Source organism: Bartonella clarridgeiae ATCC 51734 (assembly GCF_000518185.1).
Classification (GTDB): Bacteria; Pseudomonadota; Alphaproteobacteria; order Rhizobiales; family Rhizobiaceae; genus Bartonella; species Bartonella clarridgeiae.
The window spans coordinates 54,979-79,222 of the sequence record NZ_JADC01000009.1 but is presented as its reverse complement, the minus strand read 5'-3'; the positions used below and the strand labels follow the sequence as shown (position 1 = coordinate 79,222).

The window sequence follows — 24,244 nt, the reverse complement described above, 5'->3', positions numbered from 1 at the left end:
CACAAAAACTCCTAAAGAATAAAACGTGAAAGATCGATATCAGAAGCAAGCTCTCCTATAGACTTTCTAACATAATCAGCATCAACTTTAAATGAAGTACCGGCCTTATCAGGTGCTGTAAAAGAAATTTCATCCAAAACACGTTCCATAACTGTTTGCAAACGACGTGCTCCAATATTTTCAATCCTCGCATTTAAATCAACAGCAATATCAGCTAAAGCATCAATTGCGTCATCAGTAATTTCTAAATGGACTTCTTCTGTTGCCATTAAAGCAACATATTGTTTAATCAAACTGGCTTCAGGTTCAGTAAGAATACGTCGTAAATCTTCCCTTGTTAAAGCATTTAACTCTACACGGATAGGCAAACGACCTTGAAGTTCTGGCAATAAATCGGATGGTTTAGATACATGAAATGCACCAGAAGCAATAAAAAGAATATGATCTGTTTTTATTTGCCCATATTTGGTTGCAATCGTTGTTCCTTCAACTAAAGGCAGCAGATCCCGTTGGACCCCTTCACGTGAAACAGCAGCGCCTGCTCCACCATCTCGAGTCGCAATTTTATCAATCTCATCAATGAAAACGATTCCATCATTTTCAGCAACACGCAGTGCCTCTTGAATAATTTGATCTTGATCAAGGAGTTTTTCAGATTCATCATCAATTAATGGTTTAAAAGCATCCCTTACAGTTGCTTTGCGTATCTTTGTACGAATACCCATTTTTCCAAAAATATCTGATAAATTCATAATACCCATTTGCGCACCGGGCATACCAGGAATATCAAAAGTTGGAGCACTATTACTATTATCAGTTACTTCAATCTCAATCTCTTTGTCATCTAATTCTCCTTCGCGCAATTTTTTACGAAAACTATCACGAGTAACAGGACTTGCCGTTTTTCCCACAAGAGCGTCTAAAACTCGTTCTTCAGCATTAATATGAGCTTTTGCCTTTACTCCATCACGTTTTTTTTCACGCACAAGGGAAATTGCAATTTCAACGAGATCACGAATAATTTGCTCAACATCACGCCCAACGTAACCCACTTCGGTAAATTTAGTGGCTTCTACTTTAACGAAAGGCGCTCCAGAAAGTTTTGCTAATCGACGAGCTATTCCTGTTTTACCAACACCCGTTGGTCCTATCATCAAGATATTTTTGGGCATAACTTCTTCACGCATTTGCCCTTCAAGCTGTTGTCGACGCCATCGATTACGCAGTGCAATAGCAACAGAACGCTTAGCATCATTTTGTCCAATAATAAAACGATCAAGTTCAGAAACAGTCTCGCGGGGAGAAAATACAATACACATTCAAATAGCTTTCTCTAAAGAAGGTAATTCAGCATCCAACGTTTCTATTGTAAAATTGTCATTGGTGTAAACACAAATTTTAGCAGCAATACTCATGGCTTTACATGCAATAGCTTCTGCATCTAAATCGATATCCATCAGTACTCGTGCAGCTGACAAAGCAAAATTCCCTCCAGAACCAATTGCCATAACCCCATCTTCTGGTTCTAATACATCACCAAGACCTGTTAAAGCCAAAGTAACTTTTTTATCAGCCACAAGCATCATCGCTTCAAGACGGCGTAAATAACGATCGGTGCGCCAATCTTTTGCAAGTTCTACACATGCACGCATAAGCTGATCAGGATATTGCTCAAGTTTTGTCTCTAATCTTTCCAATAATGTAAAAGCATCGGCTGTAGCACCTGCAAAACCAGCTATCACTGTTCCGCCTTTCCCAAGACGACGGACTTTGCGTGCATTACTTTTCATAATTGTTTGTCCAAGTGAAACCTGACCATCACCAGCCATAACCACTTTATTGTCTTTTCTTACAGTTACAATTGTTGTACCATACATAATATTAGGCTTATGCTCTGTCATAAGAAAACTCCTTAACATTGCTTCCTTTTATCATCCATAAAATCAAATCACTAATCTTTTTATTTAATAATATATACTGCAAAACACAACGACTGAGCATATCTCAATTTTGCTCAATATATAAATTTGCTCAATATATAAAAATGATATCATTGTTGTATACTCGAATTATTGTTATATTACTTTGTATAAGCAATCTGCCTTCTTACAAGGAAAAATTATGAAAAAAATAGTAGTAGGAACATTAGGCGGAACAATTGCAATGACAGCTGATAATTTGGGCCAAATGCAGCCGATTTTAACATCAGATATGCTCATAAAAAATGTTCCTGGTTTAAAAAACATTGCTGATATTCACAGTCAAACGTTAACACAATTACCAAGCGGATCTCTATCTTTTACAATTCTTCTCGAAACAATAGAGTGGGCAACACAACAAATCAAGGCCGGTGCAGATGGTATTGTTTTAACACAAGGTACCGATACACTGGAAGAAACAGCTTTTTTTCTTTCTCTCTATTGGAATAAAGCTGAACCACTTGTTGTGACCGGTGCTATGCGTATACCCTGTGAAGCAAGTGCTGACGGACCTGCTAATCTTTTGGCTGCAACCCGCGTCGCTGCTGATCCACAAAGTCGGAATAGAGGGGTCCTCGTTGTAATGAATGATACTATTCATTCACCTTACTGGGTACAAAAAAGCCATACTGTTAAAGTTGAAACACTTCAATCAGGTCTAGCAGGTATTCTAGGAACAATTTTAGAAGGAAAACTCTTTTATTTCAATGATCGAAATTTTGTTCCTACAATTTTTACAGTTCCTCAAAAGATTGATCATCAAGTTGCACTTCTATATTCCTATTTATCATCTGATACAAATTTGATGAGATTTTGCCTTGAAAGTGGACATTATGCAGGTCTTATCATAGCAGGTTTTGGTGCAGGTCATTGCAGTTTTCAAGAAGCAGATATAGTGCGACAATATGCTAAGAAAATACCAATCATCATTGCAAGCCGTTCTCATCATGGCCCAACAACTCGTACAACCTATGGTTATAAAGGATCAGAAATTGATATGATCGCTTCTGGTGCTTTAATGTCTGGCTATTTATCAGCAGTAAAAGCACGTTTACTTTTATGGGCTTTTTTGGCAAAAGGTCTATCACAAAAACAAATCATTGCATGCTGGAATAACTGGACTATAAGTTAAGTCTAATATTACTCATTATTTTAAAGAAAAAAACATGCGAAACATAAGCTTTGTAACTAAAATAATTTTCCTTCCTATTCTCAATCATGACCATTGCTAACTAAAAAATAGTCTAAAAAACTCTTGGCCAATAAAAATGATTGATATTATTTCATTAAAAGGTGATCAAGAAGATAACTTGATCAATTATGTTTCTGAGCAATATTCTCCCTATACTTTCTTTACTGTACAGGAATGGTCTCAGTTTCGTGCAAATACACCACTTACCTTAACTTTTGATGAAATTAAGCGTTTACGATCAATGGATGATCCCATCGATTTGGAAGAAGTGCAATGTATTTACCTTTCTTTAGCACGTCTCTTATCGTATCATGTTGAGGCAGTACAGGAACTTTTCCGAAAACGTCAAATATTTTTGCATCAAACAGACATCCAAAAAACTCCCTTTATCATTGGAATTTCTGGTTCTGTTGCAGTAGGGAAATCAACAACCGCACGTATTCTCCAAGAGCTTATGAAACGATGGAAGTCCAGTCTTAAAGTTGATCTTATTACAACTGATGGATTTCTTTATCCCAATATCATTTTACAAGAAAAAAATCGTATGAATCGTAAAGGATTTCCTGATTCCTATGATATTAAAAAATTACTGCGCTTTCTTTCTGACGTAAAAGCAGGTATTAGTAATGTTAGCGCACCGCTTTATTCGCATATGACTTACGATGTTTTAGAAAATCAAAAAATTATTATTGATCGACCCGATATTTTAATTGTTGAAGGTGTTAATGTACTTCAAGTGAGTGATTATCCCAAAGATGGAAAAATTGTACCTTTTGTTTCAGACTTTTTTGATTTCTCAATCTATGTAGACGCTGCAACAGAAGTGATCCATCAATGGTATTTAGAACGTTTCAAACGTTTACGTAAAACAGCCTTTCAAAAACCCGAATCCTATTTTCACCGTTATGCACTGTTAAATGAAGAAGAAGCCTCACAAATTGCTGAAAACCTTTGGCAAACAATTAATCTAAAAAATTTACAAGAAAATATATTGCCAACACGACCACGAGCTGATCTCATTCTAAGAAAGGGAAAAAATCATTTGGTTGAATATGTTGCACTTCGAAAACTATAAGGATTATAAATACATGCTTCAACACCAAATCAATTTCACTGCAACACGTTCTGATAAAAGCTGTCCTATCCTCTTAATTGATACAAAAAGTCTTGCCAATTTATCCCTTGATTCGTCAATAACCTCATGGATGCAAGTGAATGATTTTACTGGAAAAGCAGGACAAATATTATTTGTTCCTCACGAAACAGGGCAATTAAAAAAAGTTTTATTTGGGCTAGGTGATAAGGAAAACCCTTTCATCACTGGACTCCTTCCTAAAAACCTCCCTACTGGCAATTGGCATTTAGAAGGAACAGCCTCAAATGAAATGAATACTTATCTTGGATTAGCATTTGGAAGCTATCAATTTAGCCGCTATCGTCAAAAATCCACTTCTAAATCACTATCGATCCATGTACATAACGTAATTGATCTGGATGAACTTAAACGAATTTATGAAACTGTCTTTTTGGTCCGTGATCTTATCAATATTCCAGCCAATGATATGAATCCTGATACTCTCGAAATAACAACACGACAGCTAGGACAAACTTATAAGGCCCATGTCAAAAGTATTTGTGGAGATGAGCTTTTAACACAAAATTTTCCGATGATTCATACTGTAGGACGAGCAAGCAGCATTGCACCACGGCTCATTGAACTACAATGGGGACAAGAAAACCATCCTAAAATCACATTAGTTGGCAAAGGAGTAACCTTTGATACTGGAGGATTAGATATTAAATCTGCTAACAATATGTTATTAATGAAAAAGGATATGGGTGGTAGTGCACATGTTTTGGGATTAGCTAAAATAATCATGGATGCAAAACTACCCTTTTGTTTACACGTTTTAATTCCCGCCGTTGAAAATGCTATTTCTGCTAATGCTTTCCGACCAGGTGATATCCTTCAAAGCCGTAAAGGATTAAGTGTTGAGGTTGGCAATACAGATGCTGAGGGTCGGCTTATTCTTGCCGATGCCCTAACCTATGGTGATGAAAAAAAACCACAATTCATGATTTGTATGGCTACTTTAACAGGAGCTGCTCGCATAGCATTAGGGCCAGATCTTCCTGCATTCTATTGCAGTAACCCAATCTGGGCACAAAAAATTTCTCAGTCAGCAAATTCTGTTGCTGATCCTCTATGGCAAATGCCTCTTTGGAAACCCTATAAAGAAATGTTATCATCATCGATTGCTGATATTAATAATACATCCGGTAACAACTTTGCTGGTTCTATAACTGCTGCTCTATTTTTAAATTCTTTTGTCGAAAAAGCTGAAAATTTTGCTCATTTTGACCTTTATGGGTGGACTCCAAAAGAAACACCAGGCCACCCTATCGGTGGCACTGCACAAGCCATCCGGGCTCTTTATAATCTCTTCAAAGATCAAATTCGATATAAATAATCGGTGAAGATGTACAACAGCTTGAAAAAAATGACAATTTTATTTTTCCTGTCAGAGAAAAATGCATTAATATTCACCATTAGACTATTAAAGAAATAAATTCAAAATAATAAAAGATAAAAAAATGCCTCATAAAAATCCACAGTTGCATACATCTAAAGATAACTTCACAAATCAACAATCTGCAAAAGAAATAAAGACTCCCTGTTCTGCTCAAGAAAAAAAAAGGCGAGTTAATAAAGCTGTTGCAGGTCTATTTAAAGAGAACAGTAAAAAAAGTGAAAGGCAAACAGAGTGCCTCTTCGGAGAAGAAATCTTAATCCTTGAGCAAGGTGAAACCATGTCAAAGGTGCAATCACTTAAAGATGATTACATAGGTTATATTGATACACAAATTCTTTGCACATCAACCATAAAACAAACGCATATTGTTTCAGTTCCTCGTACTTTCCAATATTCGCAAGCTGACTTAAAAAAAACCGTAGAATCCGCTTTATCTATGGGAAGCAAAGTAAGTGTCGTTAATGAAACTGAAACACGTGGTACAATGTATTCTATTCTTGAAAATGGAACAGCTATTATTTCTTCTCATCTTCACCCTATTGAACATACTTTTGAAGATTATGTAACTGTTGCACAAACTTTTATTCGTACACCTTATCTTTGGGGTGGCGTTAGTGGCTTTGGTCTTGATTGCTCTGGATTAGTCCAACTTTCTATGATGATGGCAGGGAAAATGGTTTTACGTGATACTAATATGCAACAGCAAACCATAGGAGAACAACTAACAGACACTGATACTCTTGAACGAGGTGATTTGATTTTTTGGAAAGGTCATGTTGCAATTATGGTCGACCATAAAAATATCATTCATGCAAATGGCTATTCTATGGATGTTATGATTGAACCTTTAGAAGAAGCAATTAAACGGATTGCCAAAAATCATAAATATCCTGTAGCAAAGCGTCGACCACTTTAACAACATTATACAAAATCCAACACCTGCACTGTTCTAAACACCATTTTAGAACATTCTGTTCGTCGAATTAATTTAAATTTTTAATGTTTTTAAATACAACCTATAATTATTTTTTATCTCTTTAATCGACTATTTTTTCTATATTTAACCTTTTGATATTACAAATCATTTTTTCAAATGAGGATCAAATAAAATGAAGATTTTCTAATTTACCTCTACATAATTTATCAAAATGGCATATTTTGTGGAATTTTTGGATAGCAAATTATATTGTTTTTAACGAAAATTATTTTATCTTTTGACACAATATCTTTATCTTTCCAAATTAAATGCGTAAGTTCTAAATACTACATTACTATTAAATATGTTTTAGTACCTCGATGTGCCTATAAAATGTCATAAATACTTCTGAAAACTAGGATAAAAATCCGTATAAGTTCCACTAAAAAATTTAACGGAACTTATAACAGTTGTTAAAAACAAAAATAAGCTAATCTTTATGAATTAAAATTGATAGCGCAATCCACCCGAAACACTAATTCCAGAGAAACCAGCTTTGGTTAATTTATGTTTATATAACAGATCACCATGAAGCGCTATATTAGGAAATAATTGGGCATGAAAACCTAAACCTGTTTCAATTGCAGAACCAAATGCCCCTAACTGAAAAGCATCTTTAAAATACACCATCCGTTTGTTTTCATAATTATGCGCAAGATGAAGTTTGCTATAAAAAGAAACAACACGTGCTTCTTCAGAAGAGGTAACAGCTTTCATCAAACAACCACCAACACGCGCTATCACCTGATCATGGTTTCCTAATTCAATATCAAAATGATCAATATCACGAGCTTTATTAAACATGATAGACTGATAAATGATCTGAAGCTGCGGTTCAATAATAAATCCGTCATAATTCGTTATAATAGCTTGCCCCCCCATCAAAGAGGCGCTGAAAAGTGTACCTTTTAATATTGTTGTTTTTCCCCGAACAAAAGTTGCAACATCACCATTAAAAAGATCATAAAACATAAATCCATTCACATAAAAGCCTGTATCATGCTGCAAATGAGCATAAAGCTTTCCTGACCATTTATTAAATGTACTCTTTTGACTTTGTTCAACATCATGAGGCTGAAGAGAAAGCTTACCATAAGACCCCATAACTCCAAAAGACAACGCACTATGCTCACTCTCTAACGTATTTAATACAACACCTGCCATCATAGCATTATAGTCAAGATCGGCCCCATAACCATATTCAAACACAGTCAAATTCGAAGCATAGCGGTGATGACCGCTATAACCACGTGTAAAAAAGCTTACCTTTTCATTGTGCTCAGGTTCATTGGCAGTATTTTGCGTAATTTCCAACAGTTCGTTTTGATTGCTCATATCTACCAAACCCGCATGAAGTAAAGCATGAGGCAAAAGCAAATAGCTTGGAAGTTGTGGCACGACTGCCGACACTCTTTTTTTAGGTAAATTCGGTTTCTGCGGATATTTAGGTTCAGATGATGCAGATTTGAATGGTGGTGAAGGAATATATTCACTCTGAAGACGATAATCCCAAAAATCATTTCCATGACCACTAACTAACTTTTGATCAATATTAGCCTGACCGCGAGAAGAACCTGGACCATAAGCATAAAGACTATATCGATAAGGTGAACCGTTAATCGTAATATACCCCCCTTCCAATTTGAAAGAATTTTCTTGCGCCGCACCAGAAACCTGAATAAGCGAAATACCTTGAGTATTCCCGTCCCTTCCTATATCATCTTTTGCACTTCCATTTTGACCAGTAACATAAACAGTGGTTGTACCGGATACATCGCCATGAATCAAAAGCCTATCAGTCTTTTGGTTATTAATGTTATTTTCTTTACTAATAAAAGTATTCAAATGAAGCTTAGCATTGTTAGTAGCACTATAAACAATACCCGATCCTTTTCCAATTTTAAGTGTTTGATAAACAACATTTTTTGGCGTATCAAATTGAACAGTACTATTATCCAATCCTAAAGATGTTATAAACCACTCGATGTTATTCAAGTGCCTTTGATTTGTAAAATTGTTGCTTTTTTTTGTTGTCAAAGTCCATGTTGAATTATTCTTTAAATCAAACTTTGCAATAGCTCCATTAGCAATAGAAACACCACCTTTGAGTATAGACTGATCAGCTTGAATTTCTATAATACCACCCTTAGCTTGTAACAAAAGGTCTCCAGAAATATTTGAATTATTTGATAATTTAACAATGGATTTTTTCTCACTAGCATCAAAATTTCTCATTGAAGAATTTTGTTTCGCAACATAAATAGCTGGATACATTACAGCTGTAATGGTTGAGTTTTCAATGTTGACCTTCTCCTCGACAATACTCCTATCTACAGCTTGATACACTGTTATGCCGTAAGTATTAGAAACAGAAATACGTCCATTCTTAAAAAGAATAGATCCTCCTGAATCTAGATATAACCCACCCTTATCATCTGTCGCACTCTTATCATCATTGTTTCTTCCAGTAATTGTGACACCATCTAAAACAGCATATCCTTGTTTTTTTGCAAGTACTCCGACTCCATTTGTAAAATCAATTGATCCATTAATCATTTTAAATGTACTAGCATTATTAGCAATGTATATCCCTAACGAATCATAAGGATACTCATTGCCACCACCATTCTTTACTGTCATCTTTACATTAGTTAAGAAAATATTACCTTGAGAATCCTCATCTATTCCAGCACCAGTACCAACAACATTTATTGATCCATTGGTCATTGTAATTCTGGAATTACACATTTTATTAGAAGAACACACAGCATATAAACCAGTACTTGCACGCTTCTCCTTCCCTTCACTCAACGTAATATGAACATTCTCTAACTCTACTCCTTGACTACTCCACGAACTCACTCCTATGCTACCTTTATCATAATCCAAATCAATTGTTCCACCTACCATTTTAATTGTCCCATTTTCACTAACAGAAAGAGCTTCTGCTACTTTCTGAATAGTTGAATTCTGCAAAATAACTTTTCCATTCTCTTTTGCAGATACACCTGTTTTAGAGTTAATAATGGTAGCGTTTGCCACATTAATAACTGTTCCCTGTTTTTCTACGAATATCGCCCGAGAAAACGAAGAGCCACTCTGCTCAGGCGATTGATAGTTCTTACCCGTAAAAGTATGTGTTTTACCATCAGAACACTTAAGAAAAGGACTATTTTCTGAACAATCTTCTACTTTAGATGTCGCATTAACATTTATATTTTGCAAAAAGAAAAAAGCACTTGTTGTACAAGCACAAAAATACGTATAATTTTTAAAAACTTTAAGCATAATTTTTCCTCAATTTTTTTCCCTCCGATCAAAATCAACACCTCAAAAGAATAAACTAATACAACTAAAAAGTGTATTAGTTTATCTTTACACATATTCAAATTTAATACATAATGTATTTAATTTAATACACTATGTATTTTATGTAAAGCAAGAAATAAATTATTAACTGTTCCTAACTTAATATGTATTACTTTTTATGAAACCAAACTATTTCACGTTTGATATAATCAATAATGTCAGATCACCCTTCTACACAAAAACCACCACTTTTTACTTGAAAATAGATTTCTGCAGTATCCAAGATATCTAATACGAGAAAATAAATATATTAAGTTTGTGATATTAGCTTTAATTCAGATAAATGTGTTTTAAATGATATTATGCCTATTAAACAGGAGACAAATCATATACCTGCTACTTTATAGAAAAAAATTTCACATTGACTACATCACTGATCATATTGAATTGACATAAAAATTTTCAAATTTGTACACCATTTTTAACTATTTTTTATAATAATATTCTGAGTATTTAGACCTCTTTAACCAGCTGTATGCCATACTTGAATAAAGTTTCGAGTCTATCCTCCGTATCTCAAATTGCAAATTACACAAGTGAAGAAAAAGAGGTTTAAATATGAAACATTCTATCTGGTTTCGGTTTTTTGTACTCCTATCATGTGTATTAATGACAGGAGGGCTTCTATTTGGTTCTTTTGCTTTTTCATATTCACAAACACCACATCAAGAATTTAGTCCTAGTGGTTTACCGCTTCCACGATTTGCTTCGATAAAATCTGCTCGTGTTAATATGCGCGTTGGACCAGGAAATAATTATTCTATTATCTTTACTTATCAGAAGCAGGGATTGCCTATTGAAATCATCCAAGAATATGATCAATGGCGCAAAGTTCGTGATGCTGAGGGAGATGAAGGATGGATTTACCAATCACTTTTATCAGGAAAACGGACTGCAATAACTATTCCATGGCAAAAGGATAAAAAACACAGACTCATGTTGCGCAAAAATCCAAGAGATAATGCAAAAATTGTAGCAGAAGTAGAACCTAATATCATTGGCAATATCCGCCAATGTAACGGAAGTTGGTGCGAATTGGATATCCATAACATTCGTGGCTGGCTCAACCAAACCCAATTATGGGGAATTTATCCTGATGAAAAAATTAAAAATTAAAGAATCTTAAAGTACCAGCATTTAATTTTTATTCTTGACACAACCTTCAACCTTTTAAAATTAAATGCGACTCTTTGGCCTTAAACGGATGATTAAATCAACATGTGAAATTTCCATATCCTTTGGTGGTTGAGGGAGATTTTCAATAATAGGAGAACCCTCCAAATTACAAGGAATGTCAATAATACGATTTTCACCCTCAATATAAAAATGATAGTGATCAGATGTATTCGTATCAAACCAAGTTTTCGAACCCTCTACAGCAATAATCCGTAATAAACCTGCTGCTGTAAACTGATGAAGAGTATTATAAACCGTCGCTAAAGATATAGGTACACTTGATTTGATTGCCTTTTCATATAGCTCTTCAGCAGCAACATGGCAATTACCCTGAAAAAAAATCATATTAGCAAGCTCTAATCGCTGACGCGTTGGCCGTAAACCGTTTTTACGCAAATGCTCTTTTAACTCAGATAAAGAATGGCAATTCACAACTTTCTCACGATTCCCTCACGATTTCTTATAAACCGTTCTTTATTTATTCAATCTTAAATCACCAACACTCATCGCAGTATTATAAACCGTCCTACATTCATATGCAAGTTTGGGTTAAAATTTAAACATAATAAGGAAAATAAGATATTAAATATTTTAAATGATAATCTTTCGCAATAAGAAACATAAAAAATTTTGTCACCAAAATAATATAAAACATTTCCCTCTCCTTAAAATTTGCTTTAAAAGTAGATTAGAATAGAGGCGTAGAAAAAACATACGCAGATAAATGGAAATAACAATGGCTGAACAAAAGTCTCGCTATACTTATGAAGAGCTTTTAAGCTGCGCTCGCGGCGAAATGTTTGGTAAAGGTAATGCGCAATTACCTGCACCTCCAATGTTAATGATTCACCGAATCACTCATATCAGTGAAACAGATGGAGAATATAACAAAGGAATAGTTTGTGCTGAATTTGACATTACTCCAGACTTGTGGTTTTTTGATTGTCACTTCATCGATGATCCTGTTATGCCAGGATGTCTTGGTTTAGACGGCATGTGGCAATTGACAGGTTTTTTTCTTGGATGGTTAGGTGAACCAGGAAAAGGGCGTGCTATTTCAACAGGAGAAGTAAAATTATCAGGTATGGTAACTCCGCAAACTAAATTGCTTAAATATGAAATAAATTTTAAACGTATTCGACGTGGAAATTTAGTCTTAGGAATAGCCGATGGATCGTTAAAAGCAGATGGAGAAACAATCTATAAAGCTATTGATTTGCGTGTTGCTTTGTTTAAAGAAAGCTAAACATTCTTTTAATAAGAAAAGATATTTCGTTACTCTATAGGAAACAAGGAGGTATAAATGCATCGAGTTGTTGTAACCGGAATGGGTATTATCTCCGCAATTGGAAATGAACTTCAAACCGTTTTAACAAGTTTATATGAAGCAAGATCAGGAGTTTCCTACGCACCAAAACATGCTGAACTAGGTTTCCGTAGTAGAGTATATGCTAAACCAAATATTAATATAGAAGAATTTGTTGATCGACGAGCCATGCGTTTCCATGGTTATGGAACAGCATGGAATCATATTGCTATGGACAGAGCAATTGTTGACGCAGGTTTAGAACCTAATGAAGTGTCAAATGAATATACTGGTATTATTATGGGCTCTGGAGGACCATCAACTCGATCAATTGTTGAAGCTGCTGATCTTACACGTCAAAAAGGTCCAAAACGCGTTGGTCCTTTTGTCGTCCCTAAAGCAATGAGTTCTACAGCTTCAGCAACTCTCGCAACCTTTTTTAAAATTAAAGGAATAAATTATTCGATTTCTTCAGCGTGTGCTACATCCAATCATTGTATTGGAAATGCTTATGAGATGATACAATACGGAAAACAAAATCGTATCTTTGCAGGTGGTTGCGAAGATCTAGATTGGACATTATCCGTTTTATTCGATGCTATGGGCGCCATGTCCAGCAAATATAATGATATACCAGCAGTAGCTTCGCGTGCTTATGACATTAATCGTGATGGATTTGTCATTGCTGGTGGAGCAGGTGTTTTAGTTCTTGAAGAACTGGAATTAGCTAAAGCGCGCGGTGCAAAAATCTACGGCGAAATTGTTGGTTATGGCGCTACATCCGATGGGCATGATATGGTTTCCCCATCTGGTGAAGGAGCAGAAAGATGCATGCGTATGGCTCTTGCAAATGTAAAAAATAAAATTGATTATATTAATCCTCATGCAACAGCAACACTTGTTGGTGATTCTTCTGAAATAAAAGCAATTCGTCGTATTTTTGGAGCAGGTGACCAATGTCCACCAATCTCTGCTACAAAATCCTTAACTGGACATTCCTTAGGTGCAGCAGGTGTTCAAGAAGCAATTTATACACTATTAATGATGAATCATAATTTTATTTGTGAAAGTGCTCATATTGAAGAACTTGATCCAGATTTTGCCGATATGCCAATTATTCGTAAACGCTGCGATAATCAAGAACTTAATACCGTCTTATCAAATACTTTTGGCTTTGGTGGTACCAATGCAACACTCGTTTTCCAGCGCTATACATAAGCAGAAATTCTTAGTGTATTGAAACTAGCAAAGTCTTACGGAGAATGATATGAAAGGTTTGATGAAAGGTAAACGTGGTCTTATTATGGGGATTGCAAATGACCATTCGATTGCTTGGGGTATTGCGTATCAATTAGCAAACGCAGGAGCTGAACTAGCACTGACATATCAAGGAGAAACTTTTAGAAAACGTGTCCAGCCACTAGCAGAGAAACTTGGTTGTAAATTATTATTAGAATGTGATGTTGAAAAAATTGAAAATGTCAATCGCATTTTTGAATATCTTGAAAAAGAATGGAAAACTATTGATTTTGTTGTTCATGCCATTGGTTTTTCAGATAAAACGGAATTAAAAGGACGTTACGTTGACGTTACAACACGTAAAAATTTTAATCGCACAATGGTTATTTCGGCCTATTCCTTTACTGAAGTTGCTCAACGCGCTGGTAAACTGATGCCCAATGGTGGTGCACTATTAACACTTACTTATGGAGCCTCACAAAGAGTTGTTCCTAATTACAATATCATGGGTATAGCTAAAGCAGCTTTAGAAGCTATGGTGCGTTATTTAGCCACAGATTTTGGACCCCAAAATATTCGTGTTAACGCAATTTCAGCTGGCCCTATTCGGACTTTAGCTGGCAATGGCATTGCATCTGCGCGAGCAATTTTTTCATATCAACGTCGTAATGCACCTCTACGTCGTACTGTAAATATTAATGAAATTGGAAATGCCGCTCTTTACCTGCTCTCTGATTTATCATCAGGTGTTACAGGTGAAATTCACTATGTTGATTCAGGTTATAATATCCTATCTATGCCAACACTTGAAGAACTAAAACAAAGCGAAGAAGCTCAAGAAAATAAAAACTCATACAACAAAAAATAGCAAAAAGACCTATTATATAAAAAAACTTATACAGTTGGAAAATATTTTAAACTTTAAAGATATATTTAATATATGGCCCTGATAACCCCATCAGGGCCATATTAATTTATAAGCTGTAAAATTCAATCACTCTAATCTTTTAAATATGATCGATCTGGCAATGAATCTATTGATAGCCTCTCAGAAGATTGTTCTACTGGTTCTGATGTTTCAGAAGATTGTTCTACTGGTTCTGATGTTTCAGAAGATTGTTCTACTGATTTTGATGTTTCAGAAGATTGTTCTACCGGTTCTGATGTTTCAGAAGATTGTTCTACCGGTTCTGATGTTTCAGAAGACTGTTCCATCGAATCTGGAACACCAATGAATTCTTCTTCTGGTATATCTTCTGGTATAGTTGTATTTATTTTTGGTTCAATAATACGTCCTGAGCCGCCCATCATATTATAATTTAAATGAGAAATAGCCCACCAAGTACCACCAATAATAACGAAAACACACATAGCCGTAAATAATAAGGTTACTATATTCCACTTGGCATCTGGACCAGAATTTAAATGCAAAAAGAAAACAATTTGTACAATAATTTGTATAAGTGCCATCCCAATAAGATAAATGACTTTTGTACTAATCGCCCAACTATCTAACAGTCCATACATTACAGGAATAAAAGAACCTAAAGTAAAAAGAACAGCTAAAATAAAGCCAACTAAATAAGAACCAATACTTGGATTATGTGTTTTTTTATCCGTACTCATCACAGTGCTCCTAGCAGATAAACCATAGTAAAGACACCAACCCAAACAATATCAAGTAAATGCCAGAAAATTGAAAGACATGTTAAGCGTGTTTTGTTATTCTGATCCAAACCGCTACGACGCAAATGAAAAAACATTACAACCATCCACAGTAAACCAACACTTACGTGAAGGCCATGGGTACCAACTAATGCAAAAAATGCTGACCAATAAGCGGATAGAACATTTCGCCCAAAAGATTTTATGCCTGTTGCAGGATCAATACCAACATAAGCATTAGGATCGTAATAGAATACTTCATTGAGCAGTTCATGAAATTCATAAAGTTCCATTCCAACAAAGCATAATCCAAGCGCGAAGGTGATTGCCATCCAGACGCGTAAATTAGCAAGAGATCCCTTATAAGCATAGACCATAGCAAACCCATAAGTAATCGATGACAACAATAAAATTGTTGTTTCAACCAAAACAAAGTTTAAATTAATAAACTCATTACCAGCTTTACCTCCTCCATAAGAAGCAGAGAATACAGCAAAACTAGAAAACAATGTTGAGAACAAAATCAAATCTGAAAGAATGTAAACCCAAAATCCAAATATCATTATCGAACTATTGTGATGATCGTGATGATACTCGTTCGTACATACATGATTCATTGTCGTTGCATTCATAGTTTTACCTCTTGTTCTTTTAGAACAGCTGTGAAGATATCTTCTGTTTTTTGCACTTCTTCAGCTGAAATATAATAACCATGATGATCACCCGTTAATGAATGATAAATAATCGTTGTAATAAAACCAATTAACCCAAGAATAACCAGCCACCAAATATGCCAAACAAGAGCAAAACCAACAATTAATGAGAAAAAGCCTGCAACAATTCCAGCTGATGTATTTGAAGGCATATGGATTTTTACAAACCCACTTGTCGGACGCTGATAACCTCTCTTTTTCATATCCCAATAAGCATCTTCACTTTGTACTTCTGGAATAATTGCAAAATTATAAGAAGGAGGAGGAGAAGAAATAGACCACTCAAGTGTTCGTGCATCTCCCCAAGGATCATTTGATGTTACCGGCAAATGTCCTTTATGCTTAATACCATACCAAATCGTTAAAACCATTTGTAATACGAAACAAAGTATACCAAGGAGAATAACAAAAGCGCCTACTGCAGCAATCATAAACATCGGCTGCCACCCTGGCTCAATATAATGTTGAAGACGACGCGTAGCACCCATCAATCCAAGCATATAAACTGGAAAAAAAGCAAGGTAAAAGCCAACAAACCAACACCAAAAAGATGCAATACCTAATATACGATTTGGTTTAATGCCAAAAACTTTCGGAAACCAAAAGGCTAACCCAGCTAAATAAGCAAAAACAACACCTCCAATAATCGTATGATGGAAGTGAGCTACCAAAAATAAAGAATTATGGAACTGCCAATCAGCAGGAACAATTGACATCAAAACACCCGTTAATCCACCACCAACGAACGTAAAAATCATCCCCATGCACCAAAGCATCGGAGGCTCAAAACGAATCCGCCCCTTATACATAGTCAGTAACCAATTAAAGACTTTAACACCCGTTGGAACTGAAATGATCATCGTCGCAATACCAAAGAAGGTATTCACAGCTTCACCACCTCCCATCGTAAAGAAATGGTGTCCCCAAACAAGAAGAGAAAGAACCAAAATCACTATAATTGCCCATATCATTGAAGCATAACCAAAAAGGCGTTTTGAAGAAAATGTTGAGACAATTTCAGAAACAATTCCAAAGGCAGGCACAACTAAAACATAAACCTCAGGATGACCAAAAACCCAAACATAATTAATCCATACCATTGGGTTACCACCAGCAACATTAGTAAAAAAATTCATGCCTAAATAACGATCAGCTGCCAAGAGTACAAATGCAACACCTAAAACAGGATAAATAACTAAAATAAGAGTGTTACTAACAAAAGCAGACCAACAAAAAACAGGCATTTTCATCATCGTCATTCCAGGAGCACGCATTTTAATAATGGTTGCCACAAAATTGACTGATCCCATCGTTGTTGCAATGCCAGAAAGCTGAAGAGACCACAAATAATAATCCACTCCTGTATCTGGACTATTTTGCAATTCTGAGAAAGGTGGATACATTAACCAACCACCACGACCAAAATTACCAACCCCAAGTGATATATTAATTAATACTGCTGCCGCAACTGTTATCCAAAATCCTAGATTATTCGCAAATGGAAACGCAACATCACGAGCACCAATCTGAAGTGGTATAAGATAATTGAAAAGACCAAATAAAATCGGTGTAGCCATGAAGAAAATCATAATAACACCATGTGCTGAAAAAATCTGATCAAAATGCTCAGGAGGCAAATAACCTGCTGTTTCACTGCCAAACGCTAAGGCCTGATGTGTTCGCATCATAATCGCATCAGCAAAACCACGAACAAGCATAATGATGCCGAGAATGATGTACATAATACCGATCCGTTTATGATCAACAGTCGTAATCCAATCTCGCCAAAGAACTTTCCACCAACCAAGTATTGTTAAAGCAATAGCAACAACTAAACCACCCAAAACAATTGCAATACATGTATAAAGAACGATTGGCTCATGTGCAAGTGCATGAAAAGCAGCAGCTGTGGGATCTGTAAGTCTTCCAAACATTTTTTACCCTATATCAAATGAATTCTAATTGAAAAGAATCATTATTTTAAAAAAGGATTCTTTCTCGATTGACTATTTCCTAAATAGCACCCGGATCAAAAACTGAACAAAGTGTACCCCAAAGCGTCTGAGCAGCAGCCCGCTTCATTAAATCTTCATTACAGATTACATTTTCATCAACGCATCGATTTACAATACGATAATAAAGCCGTTTTTCAACAGGTGAAAAATAACGCACTTCAGCATCTTTTTCTTTCGCAGCAATATCCCCCATAAGAGGAGCAACAGAAAGTTGACGATAAGACAGACGATCAAGCTTTTGACCATTTTCCCGAACTTTAGCAACCCAGCTATCGAAATCTTTCAATGATACAGAATGCCATTGAAAACGCATATTTGCAAAACCATCACCACTATAATTTGCTGAGCTTCCATTAAATACCCCTTTCTTATCAGCCACTAAATGCAATTTAGCATTCATCTGCGGCATAGCATAAAGAACTGTACCAAGTCTTGGCACCCAGAACGCATTAACAGAACTCTCTGACGTTATCTGCAACAACACTTGACGACCTTGTGGCGCATAAATTTCATTAACCGATGCAATACCATACTCAGGATAAATAAATAACCACTTCCAATCTAGTGCGACAACATCCACTTGCAAAGGCTTTTCTTCACCAACAACATCCGTAGGAAGAGAATTTGATGGTTCAAGTTTATAAGTATAATAGGCCGTAAATAGACCCAAAACCGTCACAATAATAATGGGAATACCCCACATAAAAGCTTCAATTTTATTTGAATGTCCCCAATCCGGTAAATAATCTTCTGTCGTTTTCGAAGCGCGATATTTTACGGCTAAAAAAACTACCGCAACCATTACTGGAATTACAACGCACAACATAACTAGAACACATAAAATAATTAAAATAAGTTGCTGGCGTGCAACATATCCCGCAGGCTGAAGAACATCAATTTTACAACCAGATAAAAGCAATGCCATCCATAAAATCGCGAGCATCTTTATTTGTTTAATAAAGTCTCTCATTCCTATCTTCCCCGTACATGCCCCTGGCAGTTATCATAATATAAGAGCAGCATTCTTTAGTTATGTCTTACTTATTCAAACAAAAATTATCAAGTAAATTTTAAATAAGTATATCAATATCATCTAATTTTAGCTTTTTAAACTACATTTAAGCTGCTTAGCAATATATTCAAGTGCAAACCAATACCCCTCACAAACACACCCGATAATAACCGCATTTGCTGCCGTGGAAAATAAGAGTGATGACGAAAAGATTCACGTTGATAAATATTTGATAAATGAACTTTTACTATTGGTCCTGGAAACATCTTTAATGCATCAAAAATTGCAAAAGATGTATGACCATAAGCACCTGGATTAATAATCAACCCGTCACTCACTTCAATGGCTGTTTGTATCCAATATACTAATTGGCCTTCACAATTACTTTGATAAAAGTGTAATGTTATTCCAAATTCTACGGCTCGATCTTTACATGATCTTTCAATATCTTTTAAAGTCGCATTACCATAAATTTCTGGTTCACGTTTACCAAGAAAATTCAAATTAAGACCATTCAAAACCGTTATAATCGTAGACATGACAGGCCTTTATTTCAATTATTCCCTTATAAAAAAATTATTAATATACTTCTCATGACAATAAAATGCCATTTTCAATTTCAAAAAACTCTGCCCGTCCTTTTAAGGAATCAAATAAAACATGATCTGTTCCTGTCATAAATGCCTGTCCACCCAAATCATCAAGAATATCAAATAAAGCAGCACGCCGATGAGAATCAAAATGAGCAGCTATTTCATCAAGAAGAAGAATAGGTGCCATATTAGATATTGTGCTTGTTAAACGTGCATGACACAAAACTAAGCCTGTCAACAAAGCTTTTTGTTCACCAGTTGAACAAAATGTCGCGTCCATATTTTTATCTGCATAAAAAACTTGTAAATCTGTACGATGCGGACCTTCTAATGTTCGCCCAGCAGCACAGTCTATCGCACGGTTTTTACGCAACCGATGCAAAAATTGTTCTTCAACTTCAATGGCAGATGTTTCCCTAAGCGCTTTTTCCAAAAAACCATCAACTTTTAACAAAGCCCTTGGAAAGGGTATACAAGAAGAAGTTTGCGCAAACATATCATTCAAAAGCTGAATAACATCAATCCGCGCCGCTGCAATGGCTGTTGCAAGTTCAGCCATCTGCACCTCTAAAGCATCTAACCAAGCACGATCGTTATTTCTATCTAAAAATAAACGATTGCGCGCACGCATCACTCTGTCATAATCTGCTATACGGCGGCCATGCAAAGAATCAATGGATAAAACCATACGATCCAAAAAACGGCGTCGATTAAGTGAAGGACCTGTAAAAAGTCGATCCATAGAAGGCGTCAATATACTAATGTGGCAATAGTCTGTTAAGCAATCGCTTGCCTCATTAATACCATTAATATGTACTTTTCTACTACTATCATTAACTTCTAAAGCTGTACCAATATTTACTTCACCATAAAGAGCACATTCAAGACGAGCAAATACAACAAACCCTGCACCCTTTCTCTCAGAAAAACTGACATCAGAATAAGCTGCACGTCGCAAACCACGACCAGGAGAAAGAAAAGATAGTGCCTCTAAAAGATTGGTCTTGCCAGCACCATTACGACCAGTTAAAACAACATGCTGACCTAATAAATGAAGAACTAGAGAACAATAATTACGATAATTTGCTAATTTCAGTTGTCTGACAGCCACTTTATGTATATGGCCAGCACTGCATCGCAAAACCGATCATCCTTAAACACGAATAGGCATCAGCACATAAAGGGCGTTTGTATCACCATTTCCACGAATCAGCGCTGGTGCACCAGGGTCAGCGAGCATAAAAATCATCTCATGACTTGAAATTTGTGCTGCAATATCCAGAAGATACCGTGAATTAAAACCTATCTCAAGTAGATCAGATGCATAATCTGCAACCAATTGATCTTCTGCACTTCCTGAATCAGGATTATTCACTACAAATCTTAAAAGCCCTTTTTCGATCGTTAATTTTACTGCACATCCACGATCGCTTGAAATTGTTGAGACACGATCAACTGCAGAAGAAAAATCTTGCCGATTGATAACCAACTTTTTATCATTTCCTAATGGGATAACACGTTGATATTCTGGAAATACTCCATCGATTAATTTTGACGTTAAAATCACAGACCCAACAGAAAAACGAATCTTTGTATCTGAAAGCTCTATACAAACATCATTATCAGCTTCCTCCCCAAGAAGTTTTTGCAACTCTCCCACGGTTTTACGAGGAATGATAACACCCGGCATGCCACCAGCCCCTGAAGGGGCTTCTATATCAACCTGTGCTAAACGATGACCATCAGTAGAAACCAAACGTAACTTCGAAGTACCATCATCAATGATATGAAAATAAATACCATTTAGATAATAACGTGTCTCTTCAGTAGACATAGCAAATTGCGTACAATCAAGTAAATATTTTAATCTTGATGCTAGCAAAGAAAAACGACAACTAAACTGACCTGGAAGCGATTCTGGAAAATCTACCTTAGGAAGACATTGAAGCCGAAAATTAGCACAACCAGAGGTAACAGACATGGTACTTGGTTGGTTTTCATCAACTTCTAAAATAACCTCACTGTCATCAGGAAGCTTGCGAACAATATCATAAAGCAAATGTGCTGGAACAGTTATCGCTCCGGCTTTTTCAATATTAACTGAAGAAGATTCTATAACTTCTAGATCGAGATCTGTTGCTTTTAATTGCATACCACCACTACTTGCATCAATCAATACATTCGACAAAATGGGAATAGCATTACGACGCTCAACAACACGGTGAACACGACTAAGAGATTTGAGCAGCTGACTGCGACCAATGATAATGCGCATAAAAATCCCTGTTTATAACTTATTATTCAAATAACTATAGGAATTCGCTAAACTAAAAGCAACTAATTAACTTAAAGCCATATACCTAAGGTTTAATGAACTTCTTTAAAAATAGCAATAGATTTTAATACAAACCAAAATCACTATTTTTGTCAATCCTCTCTTATATTTTTAACAACTCAAAAAATATTGTGAATACTATGCAGCATGCTCTCCTATTAATCGCTTAAGCAACTCGAGCTCTTTGGCTAAAGTTTGATCATCACAAACTAAATCTTCAATTTTACGTACAGCATGTAAAACAGTCGTATGATCGCGTCCCCCAAAACGACGTCCAATTTCAGGTAATGAACGAGGTGTCAAAACTTTTGCTAAATACATTGCAACTTGCCGCGGTTTAACAACTGTACGTGTTCGGCGATTAGACAATAAATCTTGCCTAGAAATATTATAATGACGTGCAACAGTACGCTGAATTTCCTCAATCCGAATACGCTTCAATTCACCTGAACGTGTCAAATGACCTAAGAATTCATCAATCCGCTCTAAAGATAAATCAGTTTCAAAAGATTGACGGAATAACAACTGGTTAAAAGCCCCTTCAATATCACGACCTGATCCTAAAACCGTTTTAGCAATATATTCCAAAATCTCATCAGAAATTGTAATCATATTATCATCTTGCTGCGCAGCTTTTAATCTTTGGCGCAATATTTCCAAACGCATTTCATAATCCGGCGCTTCAATTTCAAGAGCAACACCTCCTTGAAGACGAGAGCGCACACGAAGATCAAGCGATTCTAATTCTGCCGGCGGACGATCAGCAGCTACAATAACTTGTTTTGCACTATCGAGTAACATATTAAGTAAATGGCAAAATTCACGTTGAATTGATTTTCCTTGCAAAAATTGCATATCGTCAATAATTAAAAGATCAATATCACGAAGTTGCTCTTTAAATGAAAGAGCATCATTATCGCGAATGGCCGTAGCAAAACGCCACATAAAATATTCAGCGGTCAAATAAATAACCCGCACAGGCGTTGAGCGCTTGAGCGCAGCTGCTGCGATAGCCTGAAGCAAATGTGTCTTCCCTAAACCAACAGACGCGTAAATAAAAAGAGGATTAAAGCGCAAAGAACTTTTATGTCCTTCTGCAATCGAGCGGGCTGCAGCCAAAGCAACACGATTCGAAGAACCTTCAACAAAACTCTCAAAAGTATAGCGAGAATCAAGTGGAGAACCAAAAACACCCACCTGAATACCCTTAATTGATTGTTCCCCATAACTCTCAACTAAAGGAGAAACAGATTGTTCTTCAGGAACAATAACAACTGAGCTTTTATTAGACCTACACACGAGACCTTTTGAAACACGCTCCATACTTCGAACAATAACTTCAACGCGAAGAATTTCTGAATTCTCCTGTTGCCATAAAGTAGTTAAAAGAGCACTATAGTGATTATTAATCCATGAACGTAAAAATGCTGTAGGAACAGAAAGCTTTATAAGATTGCGATTATATTCAGCAAGTTTCAGACGGCCAAACCAACTCGTATAAGCCTCAACACCAATTTGCGCCTTTAACTGCGCCATTACGCGTGCGAAAGCAGCAGTACTTTCTTCCTCTGAAAAAACGAGAGGTTCTAAAGAAGACTTAACACCACCTGCTCCTTTTATCTCCACCATTTCATTTATCATTTTCTCTGTCGATAGGATATCCATTGTAACCTTTTTAAAGGAATCAGCTTTAGAATTCAATTTATTCACCATTTTTCATTCCAAAAAAAAACTATAATCTCGCTCTACCAAATAACAAAAGTCCACCCTGCGAAGGTAGAAACACACCCTTCCCCAAATAAGATTATTCATCCCCCCCCTTAGGATAGCGTTAATACAATCCTACTAACAAAGATGACCAATAAGATTTATCTTGTTTGATTGCATGATATGCTTTCCAAAACTGAAAACATATCAGTAATGAAAACTAAAAAACCTCGCTAAAAAACTTCCTAACATGAGCTCATACACAAAGCATAAGATAAAATAACTCTATATAACATAATATAGAATACTCACCTGATGTAAACCTTGCGTATTTTCAATTTTCATAAGGAACATACAAAACAGCAAAGGTAAAATGCAAGAGGCTAAAATGAAATCAAAAGACCATAAAAAACGGCTATAAATTTGTATTTGC

At 35.8% G+C, this 24,244-nt stretch carries 20 protein-coding genes; 8 read left to right on the top strand and 12 right to left on the bottom strand.

Going from position 1 to position 24,244, the window contains the following annotated elements; all coding sequences use genetic code 11:
• Positions 1-11: 11 nt before the first annotated feature.
• On the bottom strand, positions 12-1,319 hold the full coding sequence (hslU, locus tag T420_RS0100750) for an ATP-dependent protease ATPase subunit HslU (RefSeq protein ID WP_013544502.1): 1,308 nt from the start codon (positions 1,317-1,319) through the stop codon (positions 12-14).
• On the bottom strand, positions 1,320-1,901 hold the full coding sequence (hslV, locus tag T420_RS0100745; RefSeq protein ID WP_013544501.1) for an ATP-dependent protease subunit HslV: 582 nt from the start codon (positions 1,899-1,901) through the stop codon (positions 1,320-1,322).
• Between the two features lie 220 nt (positions 1,902-2,121).
• Here hslV and T420_RS0100740 point away from each other — a divergent pair, with 220 nt between their 5' ends.
• The 4 genes from T420_RS0100740 to T420_RS0100725 all read left to right on the top strand — a co-directional run bounded on the left by T420_RS0100740 (position 2,122) and on the right by T420_RS0100725 (position 6,621).
• A complete protein-coding gene (locus T420_RS0100740) occupies positions 2,122-3,111 on the top strand; it encodes an asparaginase (protein ID WP_013544500.1) in 990 nt (329 codons plus the stop codon).
• 136 nt (positions 3,112-3,247) lie between these two features.
• The gene (gene coaA / locus T420_RS0100735) at positions 3,248-4,246 is read left to right on the top strand and encodes a type I pantothenate kinase (RefSeq protein ID WP_013544499.1); all 999 of its coding nucleotides are present in this window, start codon (positions 3,248-3,250) and stop codon (positions 4,244-4,246) included.
• A gap of 13 nt (positions 4,247-4,259) precedes the next feature.
• Positions 4,260-5,642, top strand: coding sequence for a leucyl aminopeptidase family protein (locus T420_RS0100730; protein ID WP_013544498.1), 1,383 nt, complete (start codon positions 4,260-4,262; stop codon positions 5,640-5,642).
• 124 nt (positions 5,643-5,766) lie between these two features.
• Positions 5,767-6,621, top strand: a complete 855-nt coding sequence (locus tag T420_RS0100725) for a C40 family peptidase (protein ID WP_013544497.1) — start codon at positions 5,767-5,769, stop codon at positions 6,619-6,621.
• Between the two features lie 504 nt (positions 6,622-7,125).
• On the opposite strand, the gene T420_RS06795 is transcribed toward T420_RS0100725, so the two are convergent.
• Positions 7,126-9,969, bottom strand: coding sequence for an autotransporter outer membrane beta-barrel domain-containing protein (locus T420_RS06795; protein WP_013544496.1), 2,844 nt, complete (start codon positions 9,967-9,969; stop codon positions 7,126-7,128).
• A 639-nt stretch (positions 9,970-10,608) separates the two neighbouring features.
• Between T420_RS06795 and T420_RS0100715 the strand changes: the two genes are divergently transcribed.
• Positions 10,609-11,166 carry an SH3 domain-containing protein gene (locus T420_RS0100715; protein WP_013544494.1) on the top strand — a complete coding sequence of 186 codons (558 nt, stop codon included), beginning with the start codon at positions 10,609-10,611 and terminating at the stop codon, positions 11,164-11,166.
• A 60-nt stretch (positions 11,167-11,226) separates the two neighbouring features.
• Here T420_RS0100715 and irr read toward each other — a convergent pair whose 3' ends face one another.
• Entirely contained in the window at positions 11,227-11,658 is a 432-nt protein-coding gene (gene irr / locus T420_RS0100710) for a Fur family transcriptional regulator Irr (RefSeq protein WP_013544493.1), read from the bottom strand.
• Positions 11,659-11,962: 304 nt separating this feature from the next.
• Between irr and fabA the strand changes: the two genes are divergently transcribed.
• From fabA to fabI, 3 genes are read left to right on the top strand one after another with little or no spacing between them, the layout of a single operon-like run.
• Positions 11,963-12,472: a 3-hydroxyacyl-[acyl-carrier-protein] dehydratase FabA gene (gene fabA / locus T420_RS0100700; RefSeq protein ID WP_013544492.1), complete on the top strand. Its 510-nt coding sequence runs from the start codon at positions 11,963-11,965 to the stop codon at positions 12,470-12,472.
• 57 nt (positions 12,473-12,529) lie between these two features.
• Entirely contained in the window at positions 12,530-13,750 is a 1,221-nt protein-coding gene (gene fabB / locus T420_RS0100695; RefSeq protein ID WP_013544491.1) for a beta-ketoacyl-ACP synthase I, read from the top strand.
• A 49-nt stretch (positions 13,751-13,799) separates the two neighbouring features.
• Complete coding sequence (gene fabI, locus T420_RS0100690; protein WP_013544490.1) at positions 13,800-14,639, top strand: enoyl-ACP reductase FabI; 840 nt, start codon at positions 13,800-13,802, stop codon at positions 14,637-14,639.
• Between the two features lie 131 nt (positions 14,640-14,770).
• Here the strand turns inward: fabI and cyoD are convergent, their stop codons facing one another.
• From cyoD to dnaA, 8 genes are all read right to left on the bottom strand, one after another.
• Entirely contained in the window at positions 14,771-15,397 is a 627-nt protein-coding gene (gene cyoD / locus T420_RS0100685; RefSeq protein WP_035450825.1) for a cytochrome o ubiquinol oxidase subunit IV, read from the bottom strand.
• Positions 15,397-16,068 carry a cytochrome (ubi)quinol oxidase subunit III gene (locus T420_RS0100680; protein ID WP_013544488.1) on the bottom strand — a complete coding sequence of 224 codons (672 nt, stop codon included), beginning with the start codon at positions 16,066-16,068 and terminating at the stop codon, positions 15,397-15,399. Before T420_RS0100680 ends, cyoD begins: the two co-directional genes overlap by 1 nt.
• Complete coding sequence (cyoB, locus tag T420_RS0100675) at positions 16,065-18,083, bottom strand: cytochrome o ubiquinol oxidase subunit I (protein ID WP_013544487.1); 2,019 nt, start codon at positions 18,081-18,083, stop codon at positions 16,065-16,067. The genes T420_RS0100680 and cyoB overlap by 4 nt, the downstream gene beginning before the upstream one ends.
• A gap of 79 nt (positions 18,084-18,162) precedes the next feature.
• The gene (gene cyoA, locus T420_RS0100670; protein ID WP_013544486.1) at positions 18,163-19,134 is read right to left on the bottom strand and encodes a ubiquinol oxidase subunit II; all 972 of its coding nucleotides are present in this window, start codon (positions 19,132-19,134) and stop codon (positions 18,163-18,165) included.
• Between the two features lie 137 nt (positions 19,135-19,271).
• Entirely contained in the window at positions 19,272-19,715 is a 444-nt protein-coding gene (locus T420_RS06790) for a type II 3-dehydroquinate dehydratase (RefSeq protein WP_013544485.1), read from the bottom strand.
• A 52-nt stretch (positions 19,716-19,767) separates the two neighbouring features.
• Positions 19,768-20,910: a DNA replication/repair protein RecF gene (recF, locus tag T420_RS0100660; RefSeq protein WP_026501055.1), complete on the bottom strand. Its 1,143-nt coding sequence runs from the start codon at positions 20,908-20,910 to the stop codon at positions 19,768-19,770.
• A 12-nt stretch (positions 20,911-20,922) separates the two neighbouring features.
• The gene (gene dnaN, locus T420_RS0100655) at positions 20,923-22,044 is read right to left on the bottom strand and encodes a DNA polymerase III subunit beta (protein WP_013544483.1); all 1,122 of its coding nucleotides are present in this window, start codon (positions 22,042-22,044) and stop codon (positions 20,923-20,925) included.
• 198 nt (positions 22,045-22,242) lie between these two features.
• On the bottom strand, positions 22,243-23,817 hold the full coding sequence (dnaA, locus tag T420_RS0100650; protein ID WP_026501054.1) for a chromosomal replication initiator protein DnaA: 1,575 nt from the start codon (positions 23,815-23,817) through the stop codon (positions 22,243-22,245).
• Positions 23,818-24,244 lie beyond the last annotated feature (427 nt).